The organism is Streptomyces sp. SID12488 (assembly GCF_010548275.1).
Taxonomy (GTDB): domain Bacteria; phylum Actinomycetota; class Actinomycetes; order Streptomycetales; family Streptomycetaceae; genus Streptomyces.
Genome location: NZ_JAAGLT010000169.1, coordinates 1 through 386 on the forward strand (window position 1 = coordinate 1; position 386 = coordinate 386).

Below are 386 nucleotides of genomic sequence, written 5' to 3' on the forward strand. Positions count from 1 at the left end.
CGAGCGCGGGTGATCGTCGCAGTGGCGGTGGTCGGCACCCTGGTGGGTGGAGTGCTGGTGGTACGGCAGATGGGGGCGCCCGGATACGGAATTGAGTCCGCCCCGCGCGCCGAGCGACCTGAGTGCGAGAGGGCCGCGTCTCGCTACCCGGGCCGTCTCGCCGGCCAGGCGCTGACCTTCACCGGACGGCCCGGAGTCGCGGTATGGGGCGATGGGGTGATCGTTCTGCGCTGTGGGCTCACGCCACCGGCCCCGACCGTCGACCCGTGCGCCAACGTCAACGGTGTGGACTGGGTCTTCCGCGATGGCCGTTCGAAGGGCGGCAAGAAGGTAGTCATCACTTACGGCCGGAATCCGGCTGTGGAAGTAGCGGTCTCTGACGATGT

The 386-nt window shown here is 68.9% G+C and carries 1 protein-coding gene; it reads left to right on the plus strand.

Annotated elements, in window-relative coordinates; genetic code table 11:
* A partial coding sequence (locus G3I56_RS43030; protein ID WP_164418989.1) for a DUF3515 family protein occupies positions 1-386 on the plus strand: 386 nt, incomplete at both ends.